Origin of the sequence: Glycomyces lechevalierae, from assembly GCF_027622945.1 — a bacterium.
GTDB lineage: Bacteria > Actinomycetota > Actinomycetes > Mycobacteriales > Micromonosporaceae > Glycomyces > Glycomyces rutgersensis.
The window spans coordinates 436737-458006 of sequence record NZ_JAPZVQ010000001.1 but is presented as its reverse complement, the minus strand read 5'-3'; the positions used below and the strand labels follow the sequence as shown (position 1 = coordinate 458006).

The window sequence follows — 21270 nt, the reverse complement described above, 5'->3', positions numbered from 1 at the left end:
AGTCGCGCGCCGGTCTTGCACGGTCCGTATATCGTCACGCTCGTCCCCGAACGCCCTGAACCGGGAGCGACCGCATGTCGAATCCGCCTCCGCCCGCGCCGCAATCGATCCCCTTGTGGGCCAAGCTGCTCATCGGCCTCGTGGCCGTCACCAGCGCAGCCCTGCTCCTGTTCGCCGCCATCGAGTTCATCTGGATCCACAACCGGCTCAACGACTTCTTCACCGCGGGTGAGTCCGACGACGCCACGACCGGACCCCCGCCGGACGTCGCGGCCGACTTCTCGAAGCAGACCTGCGAGGACTTCGATCTCACCACGTTCGACGCCTTCGCGGGCGGCAGCGGGGAGCTCGCAAGCTCGAGCGCCTACCCCGACGAGGACACGAAGGCCCTGTACTGCCATTTCGAGACGCCGGCCGGGCAGAAACTGGACATCGGGATCGCCGCGGGCTCTGACGAGGGCTACGCCGCCGACGCCCTCGTACCCCGCCGCGAGCGGTTCGAAGAGGACCCCGCGTGGACCGTCGCGGACCTCAGCATGGGCAGCATGACCGGGTTCAGCTCGGTCTATCCAGGCGACGCTTGGGAGACCTATGGCGCCGAGGTCGGATACGAGCGCGTCATGATCAGCGTGTCCGTCGTCTACGCGCCCGGAGCCGGGCGGCGGGAGACGGCAGCCGCCATCGCCGACGCCGCCGCGAGCCGAGCGCTCGACCGGTTCATGGACTACGCGTAAGGTCTCGTTGCACGCGGCGAGGCGCGCCTCCCGAAGCGGAAGGCGCGCCTCGCCGTGGTCAGGCGGAGCAGGTGATCGGTGTCGGCACGGCGTTCGTGCCTGAAACCGTGCCCTGCACGCCGAAGGTGACGCTCTGTCCAGGTTGGAGGCTCCCGTTGGAGCTCGTGTTCACGGCGGTCACCGTCTTGGCGGACTGGGTGACCGTGGCGCTCCACGAGTTGAAGATCTTCTGGTCGCCCGCGTAGGTCCAGCCGGTCTTCCAACTGCTCATGGCCGTTGTGCCGGTGTTGGTCACCTTGACATCCGCTTGGAAGTTGCCGGGCCATCCGCCGGTGATCGTGTACGTCGCCGTGCACGCCCCCGGCGGATTCGTTGTGGGCGTTGAGGTCGGCGTGACCGGCGGCGTGGAGGACGGGGTGCCGTTCGAGCCGCCGCTCCCGTCGGGCGGGTTCAGGTGCGGCTCGAGGATGTTGTACTTCTCCTGTTCGACCGTCCACCAGTCGTTCTGCACGAGGCCGCCGGTGTCGCCCGAGTTCGGGTTCCACGCCCAGAAGGTGAACGACATCCCGTTGTCGGTCATGTAGTCCATCAGCGCTTCGAGCCACTGCTTGTCGAGGGGGTTCGCGAGGGTCGAGCCGAACTCGCCCACGAGTACCGGCGCGATGTTCTGCCGGTCGAGGTAGCCCCAGAAGTGGTCCCAGACCTCGGGGAGGTTCGCCGGGAAGTCGGGGTCTTTGAACCACTCCTGCCGGTCGTACACCGAGATCGCGTAGTCGTGCGCGGAGTAGACCAGCTTGTGCGGCACGTTCAGCCGCACCGGGTACTGGGCCGCGGCGCTGAGGTTGCCGCCCCACCAGGTGCCTTCGGTGTCGGTGGCCGGGTCGTTGTCCCACTGGTTCGTGAGGCCGCCGGGGATGGTGCTCACGCCTTCGACGAGGATCAGCCAGTCCGGGTTCGCCGCCAGCACCGCGTTGCCGATCCGCTCGGCCGCGAGTCGCCAGTCCCGGGCGAGAACGCCGCAGCCCCAGCAGGAACCGGTGGCGTTGGGCAGCGTGCCCTCGGCGTGGGGCTCGTTGAACAGGTCCGCGCCGATGACGGTGTCGTTGCCCGCGTAGCGTTCGGCCAGCATCACCCAGTCGTCGATCATGCTCTGCTCGGACACCTGCGGGGTGTACCAGAGCGCGGTCTGGCCCGCGGCGCTCGGACGGTGCCGGTCGAGGATGACCCGCATGCCCTTCTCGCCGGCGTGCTCGATCACCTTGTCGAGGATCTCCAACGGCGACAGGCCGGCCAGGTCCGGGTTCGAGTAGTCGTTGACGCTGGTGGCCTTGGCATCCGGGCGCAGCGAGTCCCCTGTGTACGGAATCCGGAGGGTGTTGAAGCCGAGCTCGGCCATCCGGTCGATCTGGCCCTTCCAGGTCGCGGGCGCGTTGGCCCACAGGCCGTGGAAGGTGTGGTTGTCGGTCTCCATGCCGAACCAGTTGATGCCGGTGAGCCGGACTTCGGCGCCGCTGGCGTCGACGATGCGGCTGCCGTCGGTGCTGAGGAAGCCGCTGCCGGTGCCCTGCGTCTCGGCGTTTGCCGGGGCCGCCGAGAGCGCGATGGAGAAGAGGCCACTGGCGACGACGAGGGCGACCGCGGCGGCGACCGCACCGATCGCCGCCCGCCGGGATCTCAGGGCCCCTTGGGGTCTTGGCACTGGGGACATGTCGAGCTCCTGACGATCGAGGGATTGGGACCGCTCCCAAAGATGTACCCCTACATATTGATCCCTCTAAATGTATTTGTCAATCGCGGACTGCGACGACCGGTCGAGATGATATCGAAGAGTGCAGATTGTCCTATTGACAAAGTTTGGTCGTCAAACTTACTCTTGTGGCGCACCAGGATCGACCCCCTTCCTGCGGCCAGTGCCGCGCCCTCTCGGAATTCACCTTCCCCCAAGGAGAGCCGTGAAGAGCACCATCCATAGAAGACGACTGCGCCTCGGCGTGATCGCAGCAGCAGCAGTCACCGCCCTCACCGCGGGACTGATCGGAGCAGTGAGTGCCCAAGCGGCCCAAGGCTGCGAGGTCGACTACAAGGTCACGGGCCAGTGGGCCGGCGGCTTCAACGCCAACGTCGAGGTCACCAACCTCGGCGAGCCCGTCAACAGCTGGGACCTCGAGTGGACCTGGGCGGGCGGTCAGCGCGTCACCCACATGTGGAACGCCGAGAACAAGAGCGAATCCGCATCCGCCAAGGCCTCCAGCCTGGGCTACAACGCCGCGCTCGCGACCGGTGGTGCGACCTCTTTCGGGTTCACCGGTTCCTGGTCCGGTGCGAACACCGATCCGACCGAGTTCCGCCTCAACGGCCGTCTCTGCGACGGCTCCGTGGGCGAGCCGACGACCCCGCCGCCAGGCCCGGCCAATGCCATGGAGCAGGTCGCCGCCATGCAGCCGGGCTGGAACGTCGGCAACACCCTTGACGCGCTGGGCGGTGAGACCGGCTGGGGCAACCCGCTGATCACCGAGGAGCTCCTCCAGACCGTCAAGGCCGAGGGCTACAACTCGCTTCGCCTGCCCGTCACCTGGGACGAGAACCTCGGCCCCGCACCGGACTACACGATCGACCCGACCTGGCTCGACCGCGTTGCCGAGGTCGCCGACATGGCCCTCGCGAACGACCTGCAGGTGCTGCTCAACATCCACCACGACTCGTGGATGTGGATGAGCGCCATGCCTACCGACCACGACGGCGTGCTCACCAAGTACGAGGCGATCTGGACCCAGATCGCCGAGCGGTTCAAGGACTACCCGGCCGAGCTGTCCTTCGAGAGCATCAACGAGCCGCAGTTCACCGACACCGAACCCGCAGCGGGGGACGTGCTGGTCGACGAGCTCAACGTCGCCTTCCATGAGATCGTTCGCGGTTCCGGCGGGAACAACGAGGACCGGCTCCTGGTGATGCCCACGCTGGTCACCAGCGCGGACCAGCCGCAACTGGACGCGCTCAAGGCCACCATCGACTCCCTTGAGGACCCGATGGTCGCCGCGACCGTCCACATGTACGGGCCCTGGCCGTTCAGTGTCAACATCGCCGGGGGCACCACCTACAGCGAGCAGGTCGAGCAGGAAATCACCTCCACCTTCGAGCGCGTGCACGACACCTTCGTCGCCGACGGCATCCCGGTCATCATCGGAGAGTGGGGCGTCCTCGGCTACGACTGGACACGCCCCATCGTCCCCTCGCAGCAGTACGGGGAGCTCCTGAAGTTCTTCGAGGGCATGACGTTCCAGGCCCGGGACAAGCAGATGACCTTGATGCTGTGGGACGCCGGCTCGTACCTCAACCGCGACACCCTCGAATGGCGCGACCCGCTCGTGCAGTCGTACATGGACACTGGCGTGACGACGCGTTCGGGCACGGCCTCGTTCGACTCGATCTACGTCGAGAAGGCCGGGACCATCGCGGACGAGTCGGTCACCCTGAACCGCAACGGCCTTGAGTTCGAGGGTCTGTGGCAGGGAGACACGGCTCTGGCCGAGGGCGCCGACTACACCGTCACCGGTGACACGCTGACCCTCACCGCCGCCGCGCTGACCCGTCTCGCGGGCGACCGGGAGTACGGGACCAACGCGACGATCGAGGCGCGCTTCTCGGACGGCCTGCCGTGGCGGATCCACATCATCAGCTACGACACGCCGGAGTTCTCGGACGCGTCCGGGGCCACGAGCTCCTTCGCGATCCCGACCGAGTTCAACGGCGACCAGATCGCCACGATGGAGGCCAAGTACGCCGACGGCACCTTTGCCGGGCCCCACGACTGGACGTCCTACAAGGAGTTCTGGGCGACCTACCGGCCCGACTATCCTGCGGGCTCGATCGGCCTGACCGCTGACTTCTTCAACGCGGTCAGGGAAGGCGAGGCGGTCATCCTCACGTTCCACTTCTGGGGCGGCGGGACGGTCGACTACACGGTCACCAAGACCGGTACGACTGTGACAGGCACTTCCGCTTAGGCGGCGAACTGAAAGGCGGCGGGGGGCCCGGGGGGCCCCCCCCCGGGGGGCGGGTGATAAGATCCCCCCCCCCGGGGGGCTGTTGTCGCCGGCCCCCCCGCGGCCCCTGCGGCCCAGCCCCCGGGGGTGGGGCCGCCCACCGCCGGGGGGGGGGGCCCCGGGGCCCCCCCCCCCCGCTTCAGCGGATGATCAGATCCCGCCCCCGGTGGCGATGATGACGCCGTCGCCCAGCTGGCGCTTCGCCGCGGCGAGGGCGAAGCGGAAGACGGCACCACGGCGTTGCATCTGGTCATCGCCGGTCGATACCGATCTCGACACGGGATTGCAGGCGAGCGAGCCGGATCCGGAGGACTGGGAGATCTTGACGACGCGACTCGCCGCCGCCGGCCACGAGTGGCCCCATGCGCTGCGGCGAGCCGCGGAGCCGTGGGGCGGCCGCCCAGATCAGTTGTGGTGGGCCAGGACTCGGTGGGCTTCGGGCTGGTCGGCCGGGTCGGTGTGGATGCTCGCTCGCACCAGGCGCGGGACCGCGTGGATGAGGCGATGTTCGGCATCGACCGCGATCGCGTGAGCTTCAATCACCGTCAACGACGGGTCCACCGCGATCTCGATTTCACCGTGGAGCTGGTGGCCGACCCAACGCAGTCGCAAGGTCCCGACGCTCTTCACACCGGTCGTCTCGGCCAAGACCGCCTCGACTTTGTCGACCGTCTCCGGGTCCACCGCGTCCATCAGGCGCCGGTAGATCTGGCGCGCGGCGTCCTTGAGCACCAACGCGATCGCGACCGTGATCGCCAGCCCCACGATCGGGTCCGCCCAGGTCCAGCCCAGCGCCACCCCGCCCGCGCCGAGCAGGACCGCCAGGGACGTGAAGCCGTCGGTGCGGGCATGGAGGCCGTCGGCCACCAGGGCCGCCGAGCCGATCCGCCGCCCGACCCGGATGCGGTACTGCGCGACGAGTTCGTTGCCGCAGAACCCGATCAGGCCCGCCGCCGCGACCGCCCAGAGGTGGTCCACATCGGCCGGATGGCGCAGCCGGTCGATCGCCGCCGCACCGGCGGCCACCGCCGAAGCGGCGATGACCAGCACGATCACGATCCCCGCCAGATCCTCGGCCCGCCCGAAGCCGTACGTGTAGCGGCGTGTCGCCGCCCGCCGCGCGAGCAGGAACGCGATGCCCAGCGGGATCGCCGTCAGCGCGTCGGCGACGTTGTGGAGCGTGTCGCCCAGCAGCGCGACCGAACCGGTGAACGCGACCACAACCGCCTGGGCCGCAGCGGTCGCACCCAAGGCCGCCAAGGAGATCCATAGCGCCCGAAGCCCGTCGCGGCTCGCCTCCAGGGCGCTGTCGACCTTGTCGGCGGTGTCGTGCGAGTGCGGCGCGAGCATGTGCTTCAGCCGATGAAGCAGGTCGCCGCCCCGGTGCTCGTGACCGTGGTCGTGCCCGTGGCCGTCGTGGTGATGGCCGTGGTCATGGCCTTCGTGCGGGCCGTGGACGTGCTCGTGACCGTGCTCATGGCCGTGTCCCTCGTGCGGGCCGTGGTCACGACCGTCATGCGAGAGGTGGCCTTCGTCCGAGCCGTGCTCGTGGCCGTGCTGGTGGTCGCCGCCGTGGGCGTGGTGGTGGCGGTCGTGACCGGCCATGCGAGTCTCCCTGGATTCAGAGGTGCAAACGCGAACCCCTTATTATATGCCGATCTACCAGGCAAAACGCTCGCAGATGCCTAACCTTGGCAACAGCCCGAACCTTTCGCCGGATCAGGTCGCGAAGGAGTCCGCGATCAGCCTACGATTCCGAACGGTCAATCTGCGGATCATGATCACGACCGCGAGTTGCGCGAGCCCCGACACGAGGAACGCGACCGGCACACTGGTCCAATCGGCGAGCGCACCCCCGGCCAGCGCCCCCAGCGGGATCCCACCCCACATCACGACCCGGTTGGCACTGAGCACCCGGCCGAGCAGATCCGCGGGGATCATCGCCTGCCGCAACGACATCGACAGCACATTCCACATGGTCACCCCCGCTGCGAGGCCGAAGAACCACACGCCGGCCGCCCACAGGTTCGTGACCGTGCCCAGCAGCACGCACATCACAGGCGCCACCGCAGCGGCGACGGTGAGCATCAGCGCCCTCCCGAAGCGCGCGGCCAGCGGCCCGACCACAGCCGACCCGGCGAGACCGCCGAGCCCCAGGACCGTGAACAGCAGCCCGTAGACCGACGGGCTGAGGTGCAGCGTGTCCACCGCGTAGAGGACGTTCAGCGAGGTCGCCATCGACAAGAACCCGGCGAACAGCCCGCTGAGGATCGTCAGGCCCCTCAGCAACGGGTGCCGCCACAGCCACCGCAGCCCCTCGCCGATGTCCGCCCGCAGCGTCGTGGGCTCGACCCGCTCGGCCCGGAACCGTCCCGGCACGGCGAGGACGAGCACAGCGGCGAGTGCGAAGCCGACCGCGCTGCCGATGAACGGCACGGCGCGGAACCAGCCGAACAGCGCCGCACCCAGCGTCGGCCCGACAAAGCCTTGTCCCACGGTTTCTTCGACGGTCAGCCAACTGTTGGCCTTGTCGAGGTTCCGGCGATCGACGACCTGCGGCAGGATGGCGCGGGCCGCCGAGTCGTACACGACCTGGCACAGGCCGAGCGCGAACGCGGCGGCATAGAGCACCGGCACGCTGCCGAGGCCGGTCGCGATGAGCAGCACGAGCACGCCGAGAAGGGCGGCCCGCAGGAGATTGGCCGACGACATGGCCCAGCGGCGGTCCACGCGGTCCACCAGAGCCCCGCCGGGAAGGCCGAACAGCAGCCACGGCAGGAACGAGAACGCGGTGAGACCTGAAATGAGGACGGGATCGCTGGTCAGCGACACGGCGAGCAACGGAAGGGCGACTTTGGTGATGCCGTCGGCGCTAGTGGCGGTGGCCGAGGCGGCGAAGAGTTTCCAGAACGAGCGGTCGAGCTTGGAGGACGGCATTTCGGCCGCAGTGGTCCCATGGGACAAGGTGGTTTCCTACCTGAGTTGAAGCGTCGCTTCCGCTCAGATGAGGGTCGTCCTCCTGATGGTGCGGAAGCGCAGGGCGAGAGTCATGTCCACTGGTACCGCCTCCAATCAGATGCTCGCGCGGGCAATGCCGGTGAGCGTAACAGCTCAGAACCGAGTGCGCCAGGCCGATCTTCCGGCCGCTACGGACGCGCGAGGTAGGCCGTCTTGGCGTCGGCGCTGAAGCCGCACGCCTTGTAGAACTCGTGCGTGGCTGGGTTTCGCGACCCGGTCAGCAGCATCGCCTTGTAGCAGCCCGCGTCCCAGGCGGCTTGAAGGGTGTCGGCCATGATCTGCTTCCCGAGCCCGGTGCCGCGCAGGTCCTCAGCGACGACGACGTTCTCGATGACGGCATACGGTGCGGCGGAACGGGTCAGGTTGGGAATCACGTTCAGATAGGTCGTCGCGATGATGTCGCCGTCGGCCTCGAGCACGAACAGGTGCAGGCCCGGCGTGTCGAGGATTCGCTTGAAGGCCAGTGCATCAGAGCCGTCCTGCAGCACGGGGTCCGTCGGGTTCAGTTGGCGGTAAAGGCGAAGGATCGCATCGAAGTCTTCGGGACCGGCTTCGCGGAACAGCGTCATGGGGCCGAGGCTAGCGGTGCCGGTGGGACTGAGGCAATGTCGATTTGACGCTGGACGCGCTGAGGGCCGGGAATCGCTCTGCGGTTCCCGGCCCTTGCTCGTACGTTTTGGGGTGTTCAGCCTGCGGCGTTGATCAGGGCACCGAAGTCCTTGGGGGACAGGTCGAACACGGGGGAGTCCGTGTCGAGCTTCGAGTCTCGGAGGTGGAAGCCATCGTCGCTGGAGCAGACGGCGACCTCGACGCAGTCGGAGTTGTTGCCGCTTCCGCTCCGAGAACTCTTGCGCCATGCACGGCGAATCTCGACGCAGCTCGAGTTGTTCCCAGAGCCGCTTCGCGTGCTCTTACGCCAAACGGAAACGCCTGTCGTCATCGTGGTAGACCTCGATCCGGATCGCCTTCTTCCAAAGCATCTTGCGGACCACATCGTAACTCGCGATGCGGGTGGGATCGTCGATGAGCCAGCTCGAGTCGAGCCCTTCGGTATAGACGAACATCGGACCGGCTAGCCTGCCGCCATCCTTGGAATAGATCTCGAAGCTGCTTCGCTGCGCGAGCACGGGACCTGGCAGGATGCGAATCTTCACCCCCGGTCGCCGGGCACACCGGCGCAGGTGAGTCATCTGATCCTGGTAAAGCTCTTCTGAAACCTGCCAGAGTTGAAGGAGCGCGGTCTCCCCGATGAGGAAGTGGATCTCGGGCCGGTCGATGCGGCTCTCGATGACGCGCTGGCGGCCCTCTTTGAAGTCCCAGCCGTTGTCGACCCACTGATCGGATGCCGGTTCCGCAAGCCGCGCAACAATGTAGTGGTACTCCTGAAGCTGGAGGATTCCCGGGATCATGAGCGCATCGAACTTGAAGAACGATCCGTAATGCTCCTCTGCGAGTGCTATGAACAGCGCATTGAAACGCTGGTCGGCCTCGAGGGCCTCTTCCTTCTTGCTGGCGACCTGCACCATGTACGCCGCGATTTCCGCGCCGATGCCACAGGCGGCCGCAAGTGCCTTGACATGCTTGGCCGGTGGCGTAGTACGGCCTGCTTCGTAAGCGCGATACGAGTCGACCGAAAGCAGGACTTCATCGGCGACCTCGCGCTGAGTTCGGCCCCGCGCACGCCGACCCTTGATGAGCATCATTCGGTTGAACCAAGCTGCGAGTTCCGTTGTCGCCATACCTGCCCCCCAGGCTTCTCGTTGCCGCATGTGATCACTCACTATTGCACAGTCCACGTCTCCGAGGTCGCTGTGAGAAACGCGGCGTGAGTGAAGGAGAGTGTGTGATTCACGGTCAGAGACTCACGGTTTGATTATCACGGTCTACTTGACACGCAGCGATTCTCATCTTGTGACCTGCGGTTTTGTCGCTTAGATTCGTGGATGTCGCGTGATCCGTCATGCGGTTCGCGATGCGGCGGGAAGCCCGGGGACGCTTTGCGCCTCCCGCGGCCAGCGGTTCCGGGCGCTCGCACTGTCGGAAATCCGATACTCAGAAGGGGGATAAGCGATGACCGCGAATCATGAAGGGGTTGAACGAGGTTCGTTCAGCGACGACTATCGGACCTACCGGGTCCGAGTCTCATGCGCTGATGCGCCGGACTCGTTCCAAGTTCTCACCGGCAACGGTGACGACATCGTGCTGATCGTCTCCGGACTCAACTCCGGTGACCTGAAAGAAACTTGGGGTCCGTTCTGGCGGTCCTTCAAGCCCCAGTGGAAGATCTGGGTAGAAGAATCCGCGTTCCGCGCCTTCTACCGTGGCCGCCAGCCCATCGCGTCCGCGCCCTCCTCGATCCGCTTCTGCAATGGCTAAGACCATGGCAGCCTCCGATGAAGGCCCTTACAACCTCCGCTCCGACGGAGAGCCCGGCATCCACGGCCACCTCGGCTGGTTCCGCAGGGGGCCAGCCGTATTCAGCGTCTACGAGATCCCGCCCGACCGTGGCCGCTACCCGAACGGGCCGACCATCTACCTGATCGACGTGAACGACGGAGCCGGCGCCCGCGAATGCTGCCGCTTCACCGACGACCCGGAAGACCCACCGATCTGGAACGGCGCGTGGAACAACGACGAGTGGTGCCCGTGGATTCTGAAGCGCACCCGCGCCCTCATCGCCAACCCTGACAAAGACTGAACACCAGGCCGCCCTGCGACCGGTCGACCTCCCAGGAGGTCGCAGGGCGCCACAAGGGCCGGTCGAGGCAGGTGGGGCCTCGACCGGCCCGCTCCCTGGAACTCCATCCGTCCAGGTGCGCCGCGAGGTCAGCACAGTCCGTAGGAGCGGATGGTGGTGTGGGTGACCTCGGTGCCCGCGCTGTCGGTGGCGGTCAGGCGGAGCGAGACGAACTCGGCTCCGGCTGGGTGTTCGAGCACGGCGGTGTCGCCTTCGAGTTCGGCTTCGGTCCAGGTCTCGCCGTCGTCGTAGGAGACCTCCAGACCCATGGACTCGACGGTGGTCTCCATGCTGTCGAGCGCCAGGCTGATCGTTTGCGGCTCGTCCCGCTCGGCCAGGCCGTGCTGCACGGCTTCGGATTCCACAAGGACCACCGGGAGGTCCAGTACCGCTTCCTCGGCGGTCGCGGAGTCGAACGACCACTCCATAATGGATTCAATGCCGTACAGTGCCGTCTCGGTGCCGCGGGTCGCCTCCACCGTCAGGGTGTATCGGCCCTGGTCGCCTTCGGGAAGGTCGATCGAGAAGTTCTCCGGGTTCTTCGCGGTGCCGAGCACCTCGCCGTCGCGGCTGACGGTGACGCCACCGCTCTCGTATCCGACCAGCCGCACGATGTCGCCGCTGTGGCTGGCGACCGGCCAGGTGAGGCCCGAGATCGTGTCCCCGTTGCGCACTACGTGCGGGCTGCCCGCGGCCAGCGGGCCGTCGCCGATGACCCGCTCGGCCGGGCCGGCCGGCATCGCGACGTCGGGCGCGAGGCTCGTGTAGCCGTCAGTGAGGTCCGAGTTCTCGTCGAAGACGCCCGCTTCGACCGTCTGGTCCCACAGGATCGGTGCGGCGCTGTAGAGGTTGGTCGCCTCAGACGGGAACGCGCGTTCCGCACACTGCCCGAACAGGAAGAACTGGCCCTTCCAGGCCCTCGGGTAGTCGCATTGGCGCCCTTGGAGTTCGACGCCGAGGTCCTGGTACTCGGTCTGCTCGACCGCGAGGTCGGCGTCAGCGACCTCGTAGAACGGATCGGCGGGGATCGGACCGGCTCCGCCGAACGCGAGCGTGTAGGTGTAGGGGTCGGCGGCGTCCGCCGGACCCGCCAGCACCGGTTGGTAGAGGAAGTTGAACGCGTAGCCGGACGCTTCGGGCTGCGGCAGCACGTACGCGTCGGTGCCGGCGTCCATGAACTCGAAGGTGGCGACGGAGTCGGACTCGGTGCCGGCTTCCACATAGAGCAGATGTTTTTCGAGTTCGGCGTCGTCGCGCTCGACCTCGACGCCGACGGGCGCGGCCGCCGCGGCGTCGACGACCAGTTCGGCGGGGCCCTTCCCGACGGTGACCGGGGTGAAGCCGTAGACGGCTTCGCCGCGTTCGGTTGCGGTGGTGGCGTTGACGGTGAGCGTGGAGATCAGGTACTCGCCGGGTTCGAGTGCGGTCGTGCCGGTGCCGTCTTCGCCGATCTCGATGCCACCGGTTTCGCCCTCCCTGATCCAGGAGACGACGGCCCCCTCCGGGGCGTCGCCCGAGCGGTCGAGGAGCCGGACCGTGAGCTGCTGCGCCGCATCGGAGGCCTCGGCCGGTTCGGGGGCCGGGACGAGCCCGGTGTAGGCGCGGTCGTCGAGTTCGGCTTCGGTGACGGCCGCCGCATCGGAGTGTCCGGCGGCGAGTAGCCGCGAGACGTTGTAGCGGCGCGGGTCCTCGGCTCCGGACCGGACGGCGTCGAGCATGTCGGCGGGGACGACGACCACATCGCCCGATCCGTCCTTCGCCGTCTGGCCGACGAAGCCGACATCCTCGCGGCCCGCGGCCGGCTCCACATCGATGCGGCCGCCCGGCGACAGCCGCACCACGTCGCCGGTGGGCAGCATGAGCGCCCCTTCGGAAGCGGCTTCGGTCGCAGTCTGGACGGGTTCGTACCGGGATTCGTTCTCGGCCGCGCCGGCGGTGAGGACGCCCGCGACGGAGGCCCCTCCCAACGCGGTGACCGCTAGAGCTGCACCGACAATGGTTCGATTTCGCATCATCTCTCCTTCACGGAAGCGCCCGGCCCGGGACGGACCGGACGGGGCATGACAATGCGAAGCATACTAGGTATCTACATATTGAGTATGCTTGCCTCTGCTGGTCGACGCACGTGCGGTTCGCGTTGCAGCGGAATGGCTCTCGACCTGGGCGGGCTTCTCGCGGCGCGTCGCAAGGTGGAGCGGCACGGGCCGCCGCCGCGGCGGCCCGTGCGGCGGTGCCTACATGGCGGGGGCCGGTGTCGCCGACGCGACATGGGGCCGGTTGCGGCGTCCGCCGCTCCGCTTGGTCATGGCGGAGGGGATGGGCGACTTGGAGCGGTAGAACTTGAAGGGGCTGGAGCTGACGGCCTCCTTGTAGGCGATGGCGGCTTTGCCTTTGAGGTACCAGCGGCTCGGGGTGTCGTCGGGGTTGGTGAACTGGATGACGGCGTCCTTGCGGCCGAGCGACACCGGCTGGTGGATGTACCCGAACCGGAACGCCTTGGGCTCCTTGCCGTGCAGGATGCGGGTGATCGACTCGGCGGCGTGCGCGGCCGTGGGGATGCCGCTCTGGCAGGTCCCGTGGATCACTCCGTACGCCTGGCGGACCGCCGCCGCGTCGCCGATCGCGAACACGTCGGGGTGCGAGACCGAGCGGAGCGCGGCGTCGACGGCGACGCGGCCGGCCTCGTCGACGGTGATCCCCGCTTCGGCGGCGAGGCGGGCGTGGGCGACACCCGTGGTCCACAGTGTCACATCGGTCGGGATGCGGTCGCCGCCTGCGAGTTCGACCGCCTCGGGGAGGACACGGGCCACGGTCGCCCCGGTGCGGACCTCGATGCGAAGCCGGTACAGGGCGTTCATGAGGTAGGCGCGGGCCGCCGGGCCCATCATCGAGCCGGGTTCGCCGCGGCTGAGCAGGCGCACTCGCATCTCGGGGTAGGTCTCGGCGGCTTCGGTGGCCGCCTCGATGCCGGTGAGGCCCGCGCCGCACACGGTCAGCGTGCCGTCGGCGTTGTCCCGCAGGGCTGCTGCGAATGCCGGGTCGTCGATGGTGAAGGCGTGCTCGACGCGGGGAGTGGCGCTGCCGATCGCGTAGACCAGGTGGTCGTACGCGAGGTCGCGGCCGTCGTCGAGGACGACGCTGCGGCGGTCGGTCGCGATGCGGGCCGCGCGGCCCTGGACGAAGGTGACGCCCGCGGGCCCGACGAGGTCGGGGATGCGGTGGGCGCCGAGGTCCTGCCCGACTGCGGCTTGGTGCTGGCGGAGACGCTCGTTGAAGACGTCGGTCGGGTTGACGAGGGTGACCTCGGCGGTCTTGTTGCGCAGGGCGAGGCCGTGGGCGGCCATCATGCCGGTGTAGCCGGCGCCGAGGATCAGGATGCGGTGCTTCATTGTTGTGTCCGTTCGTTCTTGCTGAGGATCAGGGGGATTCGGTCGATCTGCGCATCAGGCCCGAATGGAGGCGATGCCTTCACGGAATGTCGGCATCGACGGGGCCCAGCCGAGTTCGGCCCTGGCCTTGGCGTTCGACAGGCGGTAGGAGCCGGTCATGATGGCATGCATGATCGGGATCGGCCGGAGCATCCAGCCGGGCAGCGGTTTCGGCGCCGGGGCGCCGAGATGCGCAGCGGTGGTGCGGAAGAAGTCGCGCCACGGGGCGGGCTCGTCGTCGACGACGTTGTACGCCTCACCGCCGCGGCCGCGCTCGAGGGCCGCGACCGTGGCGGCGGCGACGTCTTCGACGTGGATGAAGGAGATGGGGCCGCCCTTCACTGCCGGCAGTTGTCCCCGCTTGAGCATCTCGACGACGGGGTCGCCCGGGGCGCCGTAGAAGGCGCCGTAGCGCAGCGCGATCCCTTCGACGCCTTCGGTGTTGAACGCCTGCTGCTCGGTCGAATGCAGCGCGGCGATGTGCTGGTCGAAGTGGCCGTACCCGCCCTTCCCGAACGCGTCCCGCTCGGTGTGGAAGTGCTCGCCGAGGTTCCCGTACCCGTAGCCGAAGAGGTTCGACTGGGTGACGAACCGCCGGGCGCCCACCGCGCGAGCGGCGGCGAGGAGGTTCGCGGTGCCCTCCGTGCGGAGGCGGTTGGTCGCCTCCAGGTCCCGGTGCCGCATCGGGGCCTTCTTCAAGGCGGTCAACTGGTGCATGACCGCGTCGGCTCGCAGGCCGCGGACGGCCGCCAAGAGGCCGTCGCGGTCGAGCGCGTCGCCCACCAGCTCGGTCGTGCCCGCGGGTGCGCCGCCGCGACGGCGGGTCAGGGCCACGACCTCGTGCCCGGAGGCGAGGAGCGCCCGGGTGATCGGGGCGCCGACGGCGCCGGAGGCGCCGGCCAGGAGGACTCTCATGCGCGCTTCCTTCGCATCAGGAGGACGACCGCGACGATGCCCAGCAGTGTCGTGGCGCCCAGCAGCGGCACGTCGGAGCCGTGCCCGCCGAGGTGGCGGTCGGCGAAGTGCGACCAGGTGTGCAGGCCGCTGCCGGCTACGAAGCCGATCAGTGCCGCGCCCAGCGCGTCGTTCCAGAGCAGCGCGGCGATCAGGCCGAAGCCGATGCCGACCTGGAAGGCGCCCGCGTCATGCGTCAGGTGCTCGTTGTAAGGCGCGTAGTTGACGTATTCGATGAAGCTGACGGGCGCGAAGAAGGCCCAGACGCCGAAGACCAGCACGCTGGCGGCGCACAGCAAGGTGATGACGACGACCGGGATCGACCTCGGCGGTCCCGTGTCGGTTCGCCCAGTGCTCAATGTGACTCCTCATGGGACGAGTGATGCCGATGGAAGCCGACCCGGCAGCCGCGGCTGCCGGGCAGGCGTGATCCACTGTGCGGCCCATGGAGAAGGGGAGACAACGGCGAAGCGTTCAACACACCTTCAGCGCGGATGAAGACCCTGATGGACAGCGCTGGGTCTTCAGCGGGGTTCAAGAGTCGTTTCGCAGGTCCGCAATACCGCTGCGGCCTGCGGGACTCCTAAGCGGTGGCCGGAGGCCAGTCGACGGCGACCGGCCCGTGGTCCTCGGCGAGCCGCGCGAAGTCCCGGATGAGCGCGGTCTCGCGCGCGGCCGACCAGGCCAGCGCCGAGGCGACAACGGGTCCGTTCTCGATCGGCACATAGGTGATGCCGGGATGCTGGTTGTACTGCGCGAACTGTGCGATGATCGGGCCGATGCCCTTGCCCGCCATGACGAGCGCGATGCCTGCCTGGAGGCTCTCGACGCGGTGCGTGCGCTCGATCGGTCGCCCCGACGGCGTCCGGGGCGGCACGAAGTAGTCGATCCAGTAGTCATCCGGGTCGCCCGAGGAGACGATGACCGGGTTGTCGGCGAGGTCTTCGAAGGTGGCGTGGCCCCGAATCGCGATCGGGTGCCCTTCGGGCACCGCCATCAGCAGGCGCTCGCGCAGGACCACCGGCCCGAGGGCGATGCCTTGCTCGCGGACGGGCAGGGGCACGGCCAGGAGGTCGACCCGGTCCTCCCGCAGCGGCCGCAGATGATCGCCGATCTCGGCCTCGAGCACGAGGCGCACGGTGGCGCCGGGCCGGTGGGCTTCGAACAGGCGGGCGAGCTCGACCAGGTGCCGGCCGTTCGCGGTGCCGAGGAAACCCAGCCGCAGTTCACCCTCGATCCCCTTCGCGGCCTGGATGGTGCGTAGGACGATCTCCTCGACGGCCTCGTGCGCGGGCGCGAGGTCGCGCTGGAACCTGCGTCCCAGGTCGGTGAGGGTCACCCCGCGCGTGTTCCGCTCGAACAGGGTCGCGCCGATCCGGCGCTCGACCTTCTGGACGAGCTGGGTGACGCGTGCCGGGGAGATGCGCAGGCGCTTGGCGGTACGGCCGAAGTGCAGCTCTTCGCACAGCACGAGGAACGTCTCGATCTCCTGGCGCTCCAAAGCAGCTCACCTCTATTGTTCAACCACACCGAACAATCGCTCAGCCTTCCTGAACACTGAGTATGAAGGATCTTCAGGCCGTCCGTCGAATCGGGGCCGCGCGCGCATGCACGAGAACGGCGGTATCACCTGGACCCGCGCAGCAGGCCGGCGCGCGAGGCAGTGTTCACGAACTGGGGTTTCCGGCCGAGGGCGAAGGCGCCTGCAACGGTCGCCTCGTCCGTCGACCGATCAGGACTGGGCTGCGGCGACCATCGCGAGCAGGTAGCTGATGTCGTGGTCGAAGGTGAGCTCCCGCAGGATCGTGGCGGGGCGTCCGTCGGCGAGCCGCCAGACGAACGCGTACTGGCTCGGCTCGTCGTTCTCGACCCGGCGCATGACGATGAGGGCGTGGTCGCCGAACACGTTGGAGGCCGGGAAGGTGGCGTCGTCGACCGATTCGCCGACGGTCTCGCCTTGGGCCTTGAGCGCCCGGAAGCGGGCCATGAACTGGTCCTTGCTCAAGGTGATCGAGCGCCCGGCCCGGTCGACGCGCAGGTTCTCGAACTCGTCGTCGTAGATCGCGTCGAGCCGGTCGAGGTCCATGGTCATGCCGGCGTCGAAGTAGTCGTGCATGGCGTCCACGAGTGCCTGGTGCATGTCGGCACCCCTTTCTCTATAACAACGTTACAGGAACTGTAGCACTGTTATAGAATGAGTGCCATGGACACCGAAACAGTCGTTGCCGAAGCGCTCAGCCTGCTGGAGGAAGGCGGTTTGGCGAACGTGACCATCCGCCGCCTCGCGACTCGTCTTGATGTGAAGGCGCCCTCGATCTACTGGCGGTTCGCGGACAAGCAGGCCCTTCTCGACGCGATGGCGGAGGCGATCATCGCGGAGCGCATCGGTGAGCCGGTGCCGCCGCTGCCCGAACACTCTTGGCGCCCTTGGTTGTTCGAACGTCTCCACACATTGCGGGCGGCGATGCTGGCGTACCCTGACGGCGCCAGGGTCGTCGCCGGCGCCAGGCCCACCGGGACCCCGACCCTCGCCGCGTTGACCGAGTCGAGCCTGCGCGCGCTCGAGGACCGGGGAATCGACCTCGCCGAAGCGGCGACCCTGGTGTTCACCGCCTTCCACTACACGTTCGGCCATGTCATCGAGGAGCAGGACTCCACCGGGCCCACCACTATGGACGAACCGGCGAAGGCGGCGTTCGCCGAGGCGTACCCGACCATCGCGCGGGCCATGGCATACGCGCAGGAGCACCGGCTCACGGGCGAAGACCTCTTCAATGCGGGCCTTGAGCTGATCATCGGCACCGACTGAGCTTGCGGCGCGGTGACTCGGCGCCGGGCCCGGCGATCGCACTCGCTGTCACGGGCGGTCGGGGGCCGGATCTACTGGATGAGGCCGCGCGCGAGGAGCCCCCGGACGAAGCCGAGTCGCTCAGGGTCGCGACCGCGACTTGCTAACGTACCGAAGACGTTTCGTAGAGGCGGTGCGCATATGGACGGACGATCCGCCGGAGCCGCGATCGGTCCCGATCGGACGAGTTTCCGGGTCCTCGGTCCGGTCGAGATCCTGCGCGACGGCGCCGTGCAGGGCCCCACCACCGCCCAGTCGCGGTGCGTCCTCGCCTTGCTGCTGCTCGACCTGGGCCGCACGGTCACGGCCGAACGCCTGATCGCCGCGCTCTGGCCCGCCGGGCCGCCCGCCTCCGCGCTGAACACCGTGCGCGTCTACGTGACGCGCCTGCGCCGACTCCTCGCCGGCGACCCCACGGTCACCCTCGCGACCGTGGGCCGAGGCTGGCGGCTTGACTGCGACCCCGACCGAGTGGACCTCTACCGCTTCCGCGACCTCGTCTCCCGTGCGCGCCACGACGGACCGGGCAAGGCCGCGCTTCTGGAAGAGGCGCTGCGGCTGTGGCGCGGCCCGGCGCTGGCCGACATCGCCGGAGACGAATGGCGCGAGAGCCTGCGAACCGGACTCGAAGAGGAACGGCTTGCGGCCCAAGAAGACCGGATCGAACAGGACATCCGCACCGGCGCGGCCCGGGACGTGATCCCCGAAGCGGCCGCCCTCGTCGCCGACCATCCCGTGCGCGAACGCCCCGCGCAACTCCTGATGGCGGCGCTCGACGCCTCCGGTCGCACCGGCGAGGCCCTGGCCGTGTACCGACGCACCCGGCGGTACCTCGTCGACGAACTCGGCGTCGAGCCCGGCCCCGGACTCCAACGGGAGCACCGCCGCCTCCTCGGCCGGGGACAGGACGCCGCGCCGTTCGATCGCCCTGTGCCGCAACAGCTCCCCGGCGACATCACGGGCTTCACCGGCCGCACCGAGGCGCTGGCGCGACTCGAGCAGACCGCGGGCAGTCCGGTCGCGGTCGTCACCGGCATTCCCGGTTCCGGAAAGACGACCCTCGCCGTCCACTGGGCCCACCGCGCTGCCGTCGCCTACCCCGACGGGCAGCTCTGGGCCGACCTGCGCGGCTTCGACCCGGCCGGACGCGCCATCGACCCCGGCGCGGTGCTCGGCGTCTTCCTCGACGCCCTCGGCGTCCCACCCGCCCAGGTCCCCGCCCCCACCGAGGCCCGCTCGGCCCTGTTCCGGACCCTGCTCGCCAAGCGGCGCATGCTGATCGTCCTCGACAACGCCCGCGACGAGGACCAGGTGCGCCCGCTCCTGCCGGGCACGAACGCCTGCCGCGTCCTCATCACCGCGCGCACCGTCCTCACCGGACTCGTCGCCCGGCACGGCGTCCAGATGATCTCCCTGGACGCGCTCGACCACGGCGAAGCCCGCGACCTGCTGGCCGAGCGGATCGGGGCGCACCGGGCCGACTCGGAGCCCGAAGCGGTGGCCCGCATCATCGACCGGTGCGCGCGGCTGCCGCTGGCGCTGGCCGTCGTGGCCGCAAGGGCCGCAGGCATTCCCGGTGCGCCGTTGGGCGCGCTCGCGGACGAGTTGGAGGCCGGGGCCGCGCCGCTCGACGGCTTCGCCTTCGCCGACGACGGCATGGATCTGCGGGCGGCGTTCGCCTGCTCGTTCCGGGCGTTGAGTCCCGCCGCGGCGCGGACCTTCCGGCTGCTCGGACTCCACTGGGGACCGGACTTCACCGCCGACGCCGTTGCGGCCCTGCTGGGCGAACCGCTCGCCGCGGCCCGCCGGTCCCTCAGCGAGCTCGTGCATCTCGGACTGGTGGGCGAGTTCCGGACCGGGCGGTACCGCCTCCACGACCTGTTGGCGGCGTACGCCGCCGAGCTGGCCGCGGCCGAGGAAGAGGCGACCGCCCGCCGCGACGCCGTGGCGCGGCTGCTCGACTGGCTGCTGCGCTCCGCCGACGCGGCGGCAGCGGCGATCACGCCGTTCTCGGTCGTCACGGACGATCAGATCCCCGGTGCCGCATTCGCCTCGCCCGAACAGCGTGAGCGGTCCGCGGCGTGGTTCGAATCCGAGCGCGCCGTGCTGCTCGGCGCGGTCGACGAGGCGTTCAGGCAGCGGTTCGACACGTACGCATGGCAACTGGCGCGCAGCCTGGAGGCCTATCTCCGCCGCCAGAATGCGGCCGCCGAGCGGGAGGTCATGCACCGCACCGCAGTGCGTGCCGCCGAGCGCGCGCACAGCGCTGAGGGCCTGGCCTCCGCGCACCTCCGACTCGGGATCGTCCAGTCCAACCACGGCGACAAAGACGAAGCCCGCGAACACCTGCAGGCGGCGCTGGAGCACTTCGAGGCGGCCGGAGACCGCAACGGCCAGGCCGACACCTGCCTGGTCCTCTGCATCCTGGACGCGGGCGCCGGCGACTTCGCCGCGACTTTGGCCCACGCCGTCCGCGCACTGGACCTGTATGTCCGCGCGGGGAACACCGCGGGCCGGGTGCGGGCGTTGAACAACATCGGGTTCTGCCACGCCCACCTCGGCGACCCCGCCCGCGCCCGCGAGCACTGCCTCGCCGCGCTGGACCTCGCGGCGGGCATCGGCGACACGATCGGCGAGGCGAACGTCCTGTCCAGCCTCGGAACCATCGAGGCCCAGTTCGGCGAGCACGCCCGCTCCGTGGAGTACCTCCGGCGCGCCGTCGCGCTCGGAGCGGAGTCCGGGGAGCGGAACTTCACGGCCGCGGCGCTGACCAGCCTCGGCGAGACGTACGCCGCCACCGGTCGGACGGCCGAGGCCCGGGACGCCTGGCAGCGGGCGGTGGCGATCCTCGACGAACTCGGCCGCCCCAACGCCGCCGCCGTGCGGGCTCGCATCGCCGCGCTCGTCGACTGAGGACGGTGTCCGCTCAAGTCGCATCGGCCCCGCCACCAGCCGATTAATCGACGGTCAAACCCGCGTTAAGGAGCCGGACCGAGACTGGGCGGACACTCAGCCCCAACCTCACCGGGGGAGTGCCCCAACCTCTAGGAGCACAGATGATCAAACGCATTGCAGCAGTTCTGGCGACGCTCGCGATGGCCTTCGGGCTCGTCGCGGCGGTCGTCTCGCCGGCCTCGGCGGAGGTCTCGGCGGCCGCGTTCGAGACGGACTACGCGGTCGACGCGGACTGGAGCGACAGCCTCTCGACGGACTGCGCCTGGGACGACCGCGGCGCCTGGTACATCGACGGCGACGCCTGCATCCAGCCCAACGGCGACGACATCTGGGTGCGGGACCAGAACAGGGACGGCTACGGCGTGGCGGTCTGGTGGTCCGACTCGGCCTCGGGCCGCGAGGGCATGTGCATCGACGCCCTCGGCGTCGACAAGGCCTGGGTCAGGTGCAACAAGGACTGGACCGACGGCCACACCATCTCCTGGTCCTTCATGTACGACACGGCCAACGGCTGGCAGTACGAGGCCGAGACCTTCAAGACCAAGATCTGACG

The 21270-nt window shown here is 68.8% G+C and carries 19 protein-coding genes; 7 read left to right on the top strand and 12 right to left on the bottom strand.

Annotated elements, in window-relative coordinates; translation table 11 throughout:
* The first annotated feature begins 74 nt into the window (after positions 1 to 74).
* Complete coding sequence (locus O2L01_RS02130) at positions 75 to 734, top strand: hypothetical protein (RefSeq protein ID WP_270120011.1); 660 nt, start codon at positions 75 to 77, stop codon at positions 732 to 734.
* Positions 735 to 792: 58 nt separating this feature from the next.
* Here the strand turns inward: O2L01_RS02130 and O2L01_RS02125 are convergent, their stop codons facing one another.
* On the bottom strand, positions 793 to 2442 hold the full coding sequence (locus O2L01_RS02125; RefSeq protein ID WP_270120008.1) for a cellulase family glycosylhydrolase: 1650 nt from the start codon (positions 2440 to 2442) through the stop codon (positions 793 to 795).
* Positions 2443 to 2686: 244 nt separating this feature from the next.
* On the opposite strand from O2L01_RS02125, the gene O2L01_RS02120 reads away from it, so the two are divergent.
* Positions 2687 to 4738: a cellulase family glycosylhydrolase gene (locus tag O2L01_RS02120; RefSeq protein ID WP_270120005.1), complete on the top strand. Its 2052-nt coding sequence runs from the start codon at positions 2687 to 2689 to the stop codon at positions 4736 to 4738.
* Positions 4739 to 5182: 444 nt separating this feature from the next.
* Here the strand turns inward: O2L01_RS02120 and O2L01_RS02115 are convergent, their stop codons facing one another.
* The 5 genes from O2L01_RS02115 to O2L01_RS02095 all read right to left on the bottom strand — a co-directional run bounded on the left by O2L01_RS02115 (position 5183) and on the right by O2L01_RS02095 (position 9498).
* Entirely contained in the window at positions 5183 to 6382 is a 1200-nt protein-coding gene (locus O2L01_RS02115; protein ID WP_344468915.1) for a cation diffusion facilitator family transporter, read from the bottom strand.
* Between the two features lie 114 nt (positions 6383 to 6496).
* Positions 6497 to 7741, bottom strand: coding sequence for an MFS transporter (locus O2L01_RS02105; protein WP_270119995.1), 1245 nt, complete (start codon positions 7739 to 7741; stop codon positions 6497 to 6499).
* 182 nt (positions 7742 to 7923) lie between these two features.
* Positions 7924 to 8364 carry a GNAT family N-acetyltransferase gene (locus O2L01_RS02100; protein WP_270119991.1) on the bottom strand — a complete coding sequence of 147 codons (441 nt, stop codon included), beginning with the start codon at positions 8362 to 8364 and terminating at the stop codon, positions 7924 to 7926.
* 116 nt (positions 8365 to 8480) lie between these two features.
* A complete protein-coding gene (locus O2L01_RS25600) occupies positions 8481 to 8735 on the bottom strand; it encodes a DUF397 domain-containing protein (protein ID WP_344468913.1) in 255 nt (84 codons plus the stop codon).
* The gene (locus O2L01_RS02095; RefSeq protein WP_270119989.1) at positions 8707 to 9498 is read right to left on the bottom strand and encodes a Scr1 family TA system antitoxin-like transcriptional regulator; all 792 of its coding nucleotides are present in this window, start codon (positions 9496 to 9498) and stop codon (positions 8707 to 8709) included. The genes O2L01_RS25600 and O2L01_RS02095 overlap by 29 nt, the downstream gene beginning before the upstream one ends.
* Before the next feature lie 367 nt (positions 9499 to 9865).
* Between O2L01_RS02095 and O2L01_RS02090 the strand changes: the two genes are divergently transcribed.
* Together O2L01_RS02090 and O2L01_RS02085 are read left to right on the top strand one after the other, a co-directional pair.
* Positions 9866 to 10171: a hypothetical protein gene (locus O2L01_RS02090; RefSeq protein ID WP_270119986.1), complete on the top strand. Its 306-nt coding sequence runs from the start codon at positions 9866 to 9868 to the stop codon at positions 10169 to 10171.
* Positions 10164 to 10493 carry a hypothetical protein gene (locus tag O2L01_RS02085; protein ID WP_270119984.1) on the top strand — a complete coding sequence of 110 codons (330 nt, stop codon included), beginning with the start codon at positions 10164 to 10166 and terminating at the stop codon, positions 10491 to 10493. Before O2L01_RS02090 ends, O2L01_RS02085 begins: the two co-directional genes overlap by 8 nt.
* Before the next feature lie 128 nt (positions 10494 to 10621).
* Here O2L01_RS02085 and O2L01_RS02080 read toward each other — a convergent pair whose 3' ends face one another.
* The 6 genes from O2L01_RS02080 to O2L01_RS02055 all read right to left on the bottom strand — a co-directional run bounded on the left by O2L01_RS02080 (position 10622) and on the right by O2L01_RS02055 (position 17054).
* Positions 10622 to 12544, bottom strand: coding sequence for a hypothetical protein (locus O2L01_RS02080; protein WP_270119981.1), 1923 nt, complete (start codon positions 12542 to 12544; stop codon positions 10622 to 10624).
* A 222-nt stretch (positions 12545 to 12766) separates the two neighbouring features.
* On the bottom strand, positions 12767 to 13921 hold the full coding sequence (locus O2L01_RS02075; RefSeq protein ID WP_270119978.1) for an NAD(P)/FAD-dependent oxidoreductase: 1155 nt from the start codon (positions 13919 to 13921) through the stop codon (positions 12767 to 12769).
* A gap of 54 nt (positions 13922 to 13975) precedes the next feature.
* Positions 13976 to 14875, bottom strand: coding sequence for an NAD-dependent epimerase/dehydratase family protein (locus O2L01_RS02070; RefSeq protein ID WP_270119975.1), 900 nt, complete (start codon positions 14873 to 14875; stop codon positions 13976 to 13978).
* Positions 14872 to 15273, bottom strand: a complete 402-nt coding sequence (locus tag O2L01_RS02065; protein ID WP_270119973.1) for a hypothetical protein — start codon at positions 15271 to 15273, stop codon at positions 14872 to 14874. The genes O2L01_RS02070 and O2L01_RS02065 overlap by 4 nt, the downstream gene beginning before the upstream one ends.
* A 224-nt stretch (positions 15274 to 15497) precedes the next feature.
* The gene (locus tag O2L01_RS02060) at positions 15498 to 16415 is read right to left on the bottom strand and encodes a LysR family transcriptional regulator (protein WP_270119970.1); all 918 of its coding nucleotides are present in this window, start codon (positions 16413 to 16415) and stop codon (positions 15498 to 15500) included.
* A gap of 231 nt (positions 16416 to 16646) precedes the next feature.
* Entirely contained in the window at positions 16647 to 17054 is a 408-nt protein-coding gene (locus tag O2L01_RS02055) for a hypothetical protein (protein ID WP_270119967.1), read from the bottom strand.
* Between the two features lie 63 nt (positions 17055 to 17117).
* Here O2L01_RS02055 and O2L01_RS02050 point away from each other — a divergent pair, with 63 nt between their 5' ends.
* The 3 genes from O2L01_RS02050 (at position 17118) to O2L01_RS02040 (ending at position 21268) form a co-directional block, all read left to right on the top strand.
* A complete protein-coding gene (locus tag O2L01_RS02050; protein ID WP_270119964.1) occupies positions 17118 to 17723 on the top strand; it encodes a TetR/AcrR family transcriptional regulator C-terminal domain-containing protein in 606 nt (201 codons plus the stop codon).
* Positions 17724 to 17903: 180 nt separating this feature from the next.
* Entirely contained in the window at positions 17904 to 20675 is a 2772-nt protein-coding gene (locus tag O2L01_RS02045) for an AfsR/SARP family transcriptional regulator (protein ID WP_270119961.1), read from the top strand.
* 143 nt (positions 20676 to 20818) lie between these two features.
* Entirely contained in the window at positions 20819 to 21268 is a 450-nt protein-coding gene (locus tag O2L01_RS02040) for a hypothetical protein (protein WP_270119958.1), read from the top strand.
* Positions 21269 to 21270 lie beyond the last annotated feature (2 nt).